At 45.0% G+C, this 10,491-nt stretch carries 6 protein-coding genes; all 6 read right to left on the bottom strand.

The features are described from left to right. Positions 1–1,955 (bottom strand): glycoside hydrolase family 13 protein (locus tag AC29Z1_RS07995; protein ID WP_488270934.1); only part of this gene is annotated, 1,955 nt, incomplete at its 3' end. A gap of 17 nt (positions 1,956–1,972) precedes the next feature. Beyond that, a complete protein-coding gene (locus AC29Z1_RS07990) occupies positions 1,973–4,414 on the bottom strand; it encodes a glycogen/starch/alpha-glucan phosphorylase (protein ID WP_488270933.1) in 2,442 nt (813 codons plus the stop codon). A 24-nt stretch (positions 4,415–4,438) separates the two neighbouring features. After that, positions 4,439–5,872 carry a glycogen synthase GlgA gene (glgA, locus tag AC29Z1_RS07985; RefSeq protein WP_488270932.1) on the bottom strand — a complete coding sequence of 478 codons (1,434 nt, stop codon included), beginning with the start codon at positions 5,870–5,872 and terminating at the stop codon, positions 4,439–4,441. Further along, positions 5,873–6,994, bottom strand: coding sequence for a glucose-1-phosphate adenylyltransferase subunit GlgD (gene glgD, locus AC29Z1_RS07980; protein ID WP_488270931.1), 1,122 nt, complete (start codon positions 6,992–6,994; stop codon positions 5,873–5,875). A gap of 44 nt (positions 6,995–7,038) precedes the next feature. Further along, positions 7,039–8,241, bottom strand: a complete 1,203-nt coding sequence (locus AC29Z1_RS07975) for a glucose-1-phosphate adenylyltransferase (RefSeq protein WP_488270930.1) — start codon at positions 8,239–8,241, stop codon at positions 7,039–7,041. A 25-nt stretch (positions 8,242–8,266) separates the two neighbouring features. Further along, entirely contained in the window at positions 8,267–10,204 is a 1,938-nt protein-coding gene (gene glgB, locus AC29Z1_RS07970) for a 1,4-alpha-glucan branching protein GlgB (RefSeq protein WP_488270929.1), read from the bottom strand. Positions 10,205–10,491: the final 287 nt, after the last annotated feature.

The following is a 10,491-nucleotide window of genomic DNA, read 5'->3' as shown; positions in this document are numbered from 1 at the left end:
GACAATGGCGGCAACGTGAGTTCTAAATTGCCTGTATCCGGAATCATAATCGGCTCACCAGTCAAAGCATCCACAACATAAGCCTGGTTTGCAAACCAAGCAGTAGCGTCAACCGCTACCGCAGCAGACTTATCACGGCTGCGGTTAAGCACAATCACCGCCGTGTTATCTGCCGCCAATTCACCAAATACATCCTGCCCACCCTGGATACGACGCACATACCCATATACATCATCATCAGCCAATAACAGCAGCCATTCACCAGTCCGCAAAACCTGATGGCGGCGCCGTAAACCAACCAGTTTTTTATACCATGCTAATAACTCTTTATCTTCCCTGCCCCACGGATAGGCGCGACGGTTTAATGGATCACTGTAGCCTTCAACCCCGGCCTCATCGCCATAGTAAATACAGGGAGCACCAGGAAAAGTCATCTGCCATAAAACCACCAGCTTCAGCCGCGCCAGTCCCAACTCCCGCTGGGCAGACGTCAGCGCGTACTTAAAGGCATTGAGTTTGCTATAATTTTCTTCCGGCGGCGCTTCGGCAAGTAAAGTAAGAATCCGCGGCACATCGTGACTGCCAATAATATTCAAATTGGCATAAAAATTTTCTTTCGGATAGTTTTCATACAAACTGAATAAATGCCGGTGTACCGCTTGTGCATCTTGCCATCCCAGCATAAAGTCAAGAACAAGCTTGCGAAAGGGATAATTCATGACGGCGTCAAGTTTGGTACCATCAAAATACTGGCGCAAATGTCCATACGTCACTTTGCGCGAAGCATCTTCCCACACCTCGCCAATCAGTACCGCCTCAGGATCATATTCTTTGAGTTTTTTATAAAACTTTTCTAAGAACGATTCCGGGAGTTCATCGGCTACATCCAGACGCCAGCCTTTTATACCCGCTTTAAACCAATGCTCAAGCACACTATCTGGGCCGTCAATAATGAATGCCTGATAAGAGGGATCCTCTTCATTGACATTAGGCATAGTGGCAATCCCCCACCAGCATTCAAAGGTATCCGGATAATCGATAAATTTGTACCATGAATAGTAGGGAGAATCTTTGGACTGATAAGCCCCCAGCGTATCATAGTTGCCTTCCTGATTAAAATACAAGCTGTCACTGCCGGTATGACTAAAAACCCCGTCCAGAATAATGGCAATGCCATACTCTTTAGCCTTAGCACACAGCTCGGCGAACAGTGTATTGTCGCCAAACATCGGATCAATTTTTTTGTAGTCGGCAGTATCATATTTATGATTCGATGGCGAATCAAATATCGGATTAAAATAAATAGCCGTAATACCCAGCTCTGCGAGATAAGGAAGTTTGGCCATAACCCCGGCCAGATTGCCGCCGAAAAAGTCATAAGCTAAGATGTGGCCTGTCTCTATATCCCGGGTATACACCGGCGTATCCTGCCAGTTGGCATGGATCAGACTGCCAGGACGGGGATTGAGGATTTTTCCATCCGGCAAACCATTATAAAATCTGTCAACAAAGATTTGGTATACAACTGCATGTTTAAACCAAGACGGAGTAACAGCCCCCGGCAAGTAGGTGCTGATTTGGTACGAGGGCGGCGGATAGTCAGAAATCTGCCCTATACCGCCGACCTCAGCCGCATTGTTCCCATAATAGATAGTCTGCTCTCCCTGCCTGACAATAAAGTAGTACCAGATAACCCCAGGTTTGCCTGGCACAGTAAAGCTGGCTTCATACAATCGCCGTCCATGCTCCTCGCGAACAAGTGACATAGCAATAAGGGTTTCGCCGTTTTCCCCCTGCCATAATCGTAAGTAAACAACCTCTGTTGGCCGTTCACCGTGCTGTTCGGTTATGTCTATCAATAACCGCAAGGTTATCGTAGTATCGCAAGCAACTGCCCCAAAAGGACTGCGAAATTCTTCATTGTGAGAATCATGCATTATCCAGTACTTCTTCATGCCGGTCACCCCCGGTGTTAAAATTCCCTAATTATAACCGGCTTAATCTTCCAAATACCAATGGCATATTCAGAAACAGTACGGTCACTGGCAAATCTGCCGGAAAAAGCAATATTATTTATCGCCATAGTCTGCCATCGGCTCCGGTCACGGTACAGATGGCTGACTTTTTCCTGCGCCATGGCATAGTCGGCAAAATCCTTTAAAACAAAGTACTCATCATTTGTCCGCATAAGCGAGTGATGAATACAGTCAAATTCATCCCGGCTAACAGGGAAAAAACCGTTAACAAGCTGATCAACCACTTGCTTTATACGCGGATTGCTATTATATACATCCAACACATTATAGCCGCCATATTTATAATAATGTAAGACTTCGTCGGCGGTTAAACCAAAAATAATGATGTTGTCGTCGCCAACTTCGTCGCGAATTTCAATATTGGCACCATCTAACGTACCGATAGTAATAGCGCCGTTCATCATAAATTTCATATTCCCAGTACCAGATGCCTCGCGACTGGCTGTTGATATTTGTTCACTGACATCAGCGGCCGGAATGATGAGTTCAGCTAACGATACACTATAGTTTTCCAGGAAGACAACTTTAATTTTACCGTTAATATCTGGGTCATTGTTGATAACCTGAGCCAAGGTATTGATAAACTTAATAATGCGTTTGGCCAAATAATAACCAGATGCTGCCTTGCCGGCAAAAATAAAGGTACGCGGTTCAATATCCAGACTGGGGTCAGCCTTTAGACGATTGTATAAATCCAAAATGTGCAGCGCATTTAACGTCTGACGTTTATACGCGTGAATACGTTTTACCTGAACATCAAAAATGGAACTACTATCAATAGTTATATCCATTTTTGCTTTAATATAGTTAGCCAATCGATCTTTATTGGCTTGTTTCACAGCAGCAACACTGGCTTGGAAAGCAGCATCGGTTGCATAACGATGCAGGTTTGCCAGTTCGCTGGGATGAGCCAGCCAACCTGGACCAATGGTTTCGGTAATTAGCGTCGCGAGCTTAGGATTCGCTTTGGCCAGCCAGCGGCGATGAGTCACCCCGTTGGTTTTGTTATTAAACCGATGGGGGAAAAATTGGTGAAAGTTGGCCATAACTTCTTTTTTTAGAATATTACTGTGCACTTCAGCCACACCGTTGACACTATGACTGCCGACAACTGCCAAATGCGCCATATGTACATATCCGTCACTAATGATGGCCATCGACCGGATTCTGTCCCAATCACCAGGATACCGCTCCCAAAGAGCAGCACAAAACCGTTCGTTAATTTCGTGGATAATCATATACATACGCGGCAGCAGGCGTTCTATCAAATCAACCGGCCATTTCTCCAGTGCCTCAGGCAAAATGGTGTGATTGGTGTAGGAAATGGTTTTGCAGGTGGCATTCCAGGCTTCATCCCACCCTAATCCCTCTTCATCCATCAAAATGCGCATCAATTCCGGCACGGCTAGCGCCGGATGGGTATCATTGATATGAACGGCAATTTTTTCATGAATTCTTGCCAGATCGGCCGGTGATGCCCCATGGGTGCGTTTGTATCGCCGGACAATGCTCTGTAGACCAGCAGAAACAAAGAAATACTGCTGTTTTAGTCTGAGGAGCTTGCCTTCTGGATAATTGTCATCAGGGTATAGTATCTGCGAGGTAGCTTCCAGGGAGTACTTCTTTTCTACGGCTTTTAAAAAATCACCTTTGCTGAACGATGAAAAATCAAAATGATGGGTTTCGGCACTCCACAGCCGCAAAGTATTGACAGTATTGCAGTTAGCGCCGACAACCGGTATATCATATGGCACAGCCAGTACCGGTTCATAATTTTCATGGATGGCAACAAGCCGTCCACCTTGCTCTTCCAACCGAACGGAACCGCCAAATTTAACCGTTACCGCCCGGTTGGCTTTGCGGGTTTCCCAGACATAGCCGTCACGCAACCAATTATCCGGCAGTTCAACCTGATACCCATCAACAATTTTTTGTTCAAACATGCCATGCCGGTAACGAATACCGTTACCATGCCCAGGCAGTTGCAAGGAAGCCATGGAATCAAGAAAACAGGCGGCAAGCCGTCCTAGGCCGCCGTTTCCCAGACCGGCATCGGCTTCAACCGCCTCCAGCTCAGCCAAATCAATGCCTAATTCTTTCAAACCCTGTTTGCACAGGTCAGTCAAACCCAGATTGAAGAGATTACTGCCAAGCAGCCGCCCCAACAAAAACTCCATAGAAAAATAGTATACTTGCTTATCTTTACTGTCACGATATTGCATATTGGATTTATACCAACGTTTGCTGATAATATCCTTGATCAGGGTACTGAAGGCGACATATTTATCAGTAGTCGAAGCCTCTTCCAGATTTTCTCCGAACAGGGTCTGTAACCGCTCAATAAAAGCAGTTTTAAATTCTTCCTTAGACGCAAACATACTATCCATCCTCCCCGCCCGTTGCTATCTGGCAACTATATTTTCGTAAATCCGCCAATATTCGCTGGCCGAATATTTCCAGCTATTATCTGCGCGCATAGCATTTTTAATCAGTTTTTTCCATGCTGACCGATTTGGGTATAGGGCTATAGCCTCTTTAATAACCGCAAGCAATTCATCAGCATTATAATTGCTAAAAGTAAAGCCATTCCCTTCACCCGTTTTCGGATTGAACCGGGTAATGGTATCTTTAAGACCGCCAACTTCCCGGACAATAGGAATACTGCCATACCTAAGAGCAATTAACTGCCCTATGCCACAGGGTTCAAACCGCGATGGCATAAGAAACATGTCCGAGCCGGCATAAATCTTATGGGCCAAACTTTCCGAAAAGGTAATATTGGCTGATACCTTATCCGGATGATGATGGGCTGCATCGGTAAACAGTTTTTCAAAGCGCACTTCACCAGTTCCCAGCACTACAAGCTGGACATCAAGCGCCAATAACTTCTCCATGATCGCGGCAACAAGATCCAGTCCCTTGGAATCCACCAACCGGGAAACTATGCCAATGAGCGGAATTTCTTTGCTAACAGGCAAGCCTAGCTCAGCCTGGAGTTTAACTTTGTTCTCAAGCCGTTTCGTCGTTCCTCGCCAGGTATAGTTAGTATAAATGGCTTTATCCTCAGCCGCATTATATATCTCATAATCAATCCCATTGACAATCCCATAAATAGTGGCTCGGCTGGCCAAGAAACCATCCAGCTTTTCGCCGAAATAGGGGGTCTGAATTTCCTGGGCGTATGACTTGCTGACAGTAGTTATTTGATCACTGAACGCCAGACCACCTTTTAAAAAGTTGACCTGACCGTAAAATTCCAGACCGTCAGCAGTAAACACACTATCAGGCAAATCTAACAGATCTCCTAGAACTTCTTTGGGGAAAACCCCTTGGTACATGAGGTTATGAATAGTAAATACAGTTTTGACAGCAGCATATTCCTTTCTGTCACTATATTGAACCTTGAGCATAGCCGCCAGTGGCCCGGTCTGCCAGTCATGGCAATGAATAATGTCAGGCATAAATTCCAATCGCAGTAAAGCCTCCAGCACAGCCCGACAAAAGTAAGCAAACCGCTCGGCTTCATCATAATAGCCATACAGAGCATCACGCTTAAAATAATACTCATTATCGATAAAATACCAGGTAATCCCCTGATAAGTAAGCTCATACAATCCCGCATACTGTCTGCGCCAACCAATAGCTACGGTAAGTGTTGCCCGCTTGAGCATCTGCGCGGCAAACTCGTCAGGAATACAGCTATATTTCGGCATGATTACCCGAATATCACCGCCTAGCGCTTTAAGCGCTTTTGGCAACGAACCAATTACATCCCCTAATCCACCGGTTTTAGCAAATGGTGCCGCTTCCGATGCCACAAATAACACTTTCAGCATTTACACTACCGTCCCTTTCGCAATCACAATCGGATGATTTGATTCTCCTTTAAGTCTTTTACCTGCTGTAATTTTGACATCTTTGTCACAAATCACATTTTCGAGAACCGCTCCTGGGCCGACTTCCCCATTTTGCATAATAATGCTGCTATAAATTCTAGCCTCTTTATGAATCCTAGCACCTCGAAACAAAATGCTGTTTTCCACGTTGCCGGCAATGACCGAACCGTTGGCAACCAGCGAATTTTTCACTTTAGCATCCTGCTGGTATTTTGCTGGGGCTTCATCTTTAACCTTGGTATAAATTGAGCCATTTGCAAAAAAAAGCTCTTGCCACACGGAGGGAGTTAACAATGCCATACTATGATCAAAGTAATTTTGCACAGAACCAATCCTGGCCAAATAGCCTCTGAAAGGAAATCCGTATACGTTGAGGGTCTGAAGGTTTTTGATAATACAATCGCGGGCTAGATTAGTCCCGCCCCGCGCGACGCTGGCATCAACTAAGTCCACAAACAACTGGCGCTCCATCAGATACATTTCCAATGACAATTTATTGCTGCGGGCACTAACCGGACAAATTTCCATATCAATAATCCGTCCATCCTCAGCGGTTTCCAGCATGGTTGCACCTGCTAGTTGACAAACATCGGTATCCTTATACTCTTTGTATATTATGGTTATATCGGCATTTTTTTCTTGGTGAAAGCGAAAAGCCGTCTCATAATTAATATTACAAACTGCCCGGCTGCCTGAGAGCAGAACATAGCGCTGCCGGCTATTTCTGATACAGTCCAGATTATTGATAAAATCCATTAAGTCGTTAGGAAATGCCCCTTCAACATGGCCAGTCTGCAAGGAAGGCAAAATAAACAGGCCATCCCGTTTCCGGGCCAAATCCCACTCCTTGCCTGAACGGATATGATCCATAAGAGAACGCGAGTTGCCTGCAGATAATATTCCTACATTGGTTATACCAGAATTAATAAAATTTGACAGCACAAAATCAATCAGACGATACCGCCCGCCAAAAGGAATAGCGGCCAGTGGTCGGGTTCTGGTTAGTTCTTTGAGCAAATCATGACTTTCATGTAAATTGATCAGCCCCATTATATTTTTCAATATACTTCCTCCCCCGTAACAACATGCTGCTTGAAACCGAAAACTTACGAACGGGCAAGCAAAGCATTTCGCTTAATCTTAGTCTCACTGGTAATTATCAAATTGTCGCCAATTAAGGTAATACCAGCAAACCAGCGCGTTGCTTCCTGCTCATTTATTTCACTTATACCCACTTGTGCACCCGCTTCAATGACGGATTTATGACCAATAATGGCTTTGGCGACAAGGGCTTTAGCGCCAATCGATGTATACGACATAATTATGGAATCCTTCACAATAGCGCCTTCCCCGACATACACCCCCGGAAATAATACGGAATTTTTTACAGTACCATAAATTTTGCACCCTTCGGTAATCATTGAACAAGTAATCTGTGCCGTATCAGCCACAAAATGCGGCGGTTGCGTTGGGCTGACAGAATAAATTCGCCAACTGGGGTCATATAAATTGAGCGCCGGCTCATCACCCAGTAAATCCATATTAGCCTGCCAAAAACTTTCTACAGTACCAACATCCTTCCAATAGCCAGTAAAGCGGTAAGCATACAAACGCTCACCACCAGCTAGCATCTGGGGAATTACATCTTTGCCAAAATCATGACTTGATTTCGCATCTGCCGCGTCGGCGGCTAAATAGGCTCTGAGCGCCGGCCAGCTAAATACATAAATGCCCATCGAAGCCAGGTTATTCTTAGGACTTTTCGGTTTTTCCTCAAACTCTACAATCCGGTCATCTGCTGCGGTATTCATAATGCCAAACCGGCTGGCTTCTTCCCACGGCACTTCGATAACCGCAATGGTGACATCCGCTTTTTTCGTTTTGTGATAATCAACCATCTGTGAATAATCCATTTTATAAATGTGATCCCCTGACAGTACCAGCACATATTCCGGATTATACAGTTCGATAAAATTAAAATTTTGATAAATAGCATCTGCCGTTCCCTTGTACCACTCGCCGCCTTTTTCCCGGACATAAGGCGGCAATACATAAACCCCACCGCTTCGCCGGTCAAGATCCCAGGCACTGCCAATACCAATATAGGAGTGAAGGGTTAACGGCTGGTACTGGGTAAGCACACCTACCGTATCAATGCCTGAGTTATAACAATTACTGAGCACGAAATCAATAATGCGATACTTACCGCCAAACGGTACCGCCGGCTTTGCCAGCTTTTTGGTCAGTGCCCCTAGTCTGCTTCCCTGACCGCCGGCTAAAATCATGGCAACACATTCCTTGCTTTGCAAGTTCTCCCCCCTATACTGCTCTGTTTTACTTTCCAGTGACGCCAAGTTCTTCAGAATGTTGTTTTGTTTCCAGACAGATTGCGCCAACAGGTTTTAAATACACAGCCGCCAGCGGCGGCAGGGTAATAACCAGTGAGTTAGGCAGGTCATGCCAAGGAATTGGCTCTGGTTTCAATTTTCCGGGATTTTCTTGACCTGACCCGCCGTACACTGCGCTATCACTGTTTAATACCTCCAGGTAATATTCAGCGGCCGGTACACCCAGGCGATACTCGTGTCGGACAACCGGTGTAAAATTCACCACCACAATAATAAAATCACCAGGTACTTTCCCTTGCCGCTTAAATATCAAAACGCTTTGCTGACTGTTGTGACAATCAATCCAGGAAAACCCCTGCCAATCCTGATCATTTTGCCAAAAAGCCGGATTTTCTAAATAAAAGTGATTAAGTGTCCGAACATAGCCATGCAGTTTGTTGTGCATTTCATAATCCAGCAAATGCCAGTCTAAACTTTCCTGGTAATTCCATTCAATAAATTGACCGAACTCTCCACCCATAAATAGCAGCTTCTTACCGGGATGAGCCATCATATAGCCATAAAAAGCCCGGAGGTTAGCAAATTTCTGCCAGTAATCACCTGGCATTTTATCTAACAGCGACTTCTTGCCATGTACTACCTCGTCATGCGATAAAGGCAGGACATAGTTCTCGGAAAAAGCATACATTAATGAAAAAGTCACCAGGTTATGATGATACTGACGGTAAATGGGATCCAGTGCCATATAGCGTAGCATATCGTTCATCCAGCCCATATTCCACTTAAAATTAAACCCTAAACCACCCAAATACGTTGGATGGGTAACCAACGGCCAGGCTGTCGAATCTTCTGCAATCACCAAAGCATCCGGATAGTCGGCAAAAATAGCTTCATTCAATTTCCGCAAAAAATGGATAGCTTCTAAATTTTCCGCCCCACCATGACAATTAGGCACCCACTCGCCTTCCCCGCGACCATAATTGAGATACAACATGTTGGCCACAGCATCAATTCGTAAACCATCCAGATGGTAGACCTCCAACCAAAATAACGCATTAGAAATTAAAAAACTGATAACCTCCGGTCTTCCAAGGTCAAAATTGGCTGTACCCCAACCACGATTTTCACGCCGCCAGTCGTTATATTCGTAAAGGGTTGTACCATCAAACCAGGCTAAGCCATGTGCATCTTTGCAAAAGTGCCCAGGAACCCAATCCAGAATAACCCCAATGCCTTGCTGATGACAACAATCAACAAAATACATAAAATCTTTTGGCTCACCATAACGGCTGGTAACCGCATAATAACCAGTCGCCTGATAGCCCCAGGAGCCATCAAATGGATGCTCAGCAAGCGGCAACAGCTCAATATGGGTATAGCCCATACTAGCGGCATATTGTGGCAGCTCTTGCGCCAACTCCCGGTATGACAACCTTTTTCGATTACTTCCCCGCTTCCAGGAACCCAAATCCACTTCGTAAATATTCAGCGGCTGCTCATAAATACGGTGTTTGGCCTTAGCTTCACGCCAAGCATCATCCTGCCAGCAGTAACCATTAAGACTAACTACTTTAGAGGCTGTATTCGGCCTAACCTCCGCAGCAAATGCATAGGGATCAGCTTTATGTAATATTTCCCCGCCGGCGGTAATAATTTCATACTTATACAAATCCCCGGCTCTGACTCCGGGAATAAACAAGGTCCAGACACCGCAGGTACTTGTTTTCTCCATGGCATGATGGCTGCCATCCCAGTTATTAAAACTGCCTATCACTCTGACAGCTCTAGCATTCGGTGCCCAAACCGAAAACCAAGCACCAGTCACTTCTCCCGTAGCGATAATATGCGCTCCCAACATATTATAGCTGCGGGTATTGCGTCCCTCATGAAATAAATACATATCATGATCGCTAATCCATGCCATAGTTCTTGCCCATCCTTTTTCGTTAGTAATCTGCGTTAAGGATATAGTATATTGCTTCTTGCTTTAGCGAGAAAATACCTGTTAGCACATGTTATTTTTTACATTTTTATCATTTTAGAGAAATTTTAGACAGCTAAATCAATTTTTACCAATACATCTGCCGGTAATGACTGCCGTTTGCAGGCAACCTGAATAATGCCGCTAGCAGCAGTAACTGGCATACCTGGGATAATGTTGGCATTTGCCTTAACAATAACACCATCCAATGGGATGCCACGTTCAATCCG

This window comes from Sporomusa sp. (genome assembly GCF_057736855.1).
The sequence above is the reverse complement of the archived record's forward strand: the minus strand, read 5'-3'. Positions and strand labels throughout refer to the sequence as shown.

Coding starts and splice junctions, on each gene's coding strand:
- AC29Z1_RS07990 (WP_488270933.1), bottom strand. CDS start 4,414: ATGTTTGCGTCTAAGGAAGAATTTAAAACTGCTTTTATTGAGCGGTTA.
- glgA (WP_488270932.1), bottom strand. CDS start 5,872: ATGCTGAAAGTGTTATTTGTGGCATCGGAAGCGGCACCATTTGCTAAA.
- glgB (WP_488270929.1), bottom strand. CDS start 10,204: ATGGCATGGATTAGCGATCATGATATGTATTTATTTCATGAGGGACGC.